This window comes from Sphingobacterium bovisgrunnientis (genome assembly GCF_009829085.1).
GTDB classification, from domain to species: domain Bacteria; phylum Bacteroidota; class Bacteroidia; order Sphingobacteriales; family Sphingobacteriaceae; genus Sphingobacterium; species Sphingobacterium bovisgrunnientis.
In genome coordinates this window covers 1-383 of the sequence record NZ_WUQY01000180.1, presented here as the reverse complement: position 1 = coordinate 383, position 383 = coordinate 1, and the positions used below count along the sequence as shown (strand labels likewise).

Here is a 383-nt window from a genome sequence, read left to right as displayed (position 1 = left end):
GCCGCTACTGTTGATGCTTTCCAGGTGAAATTATTTGTTAAGAACTCATATTCAGCATTATTTATGCTGTCCCAAAAACGAACTAGACGCATTTTCTTTCCTTCATAGTGCTTTTTGACATCCCCATCAAGCTCAATGATCTGATCCTGAAGGACTCCGCTGTTCTTGAGTGCTTCACTTTGAAATGATCTCACCACTGTATATTTCATCTTGCTTTTACTGCGTGTGACAAAAAAGGACTGATTGCTGTCCAAAACGTTCATCCAAGCATAATCAACGTAGCCTCTATCCACAACCACCACACATCCCTTAGCAAATGAAATGGTCTTGGCGATTTTAGATTCATGTTGTTTACCATCTGTAATATGCACAAAACTCGGCAT

General features: G+C 39.9%; 1 protein-coding gene. It reads right to left on the bottom strand.

The window, feature by feature from the left end; translation table 11 throughout:
* Positions 1 to 383: transposase (locus GOQ16_RS17380; protein ID WP_160070450.1), on the bottom strand; the 383-nt coding region annotated here is incomplete at both ends.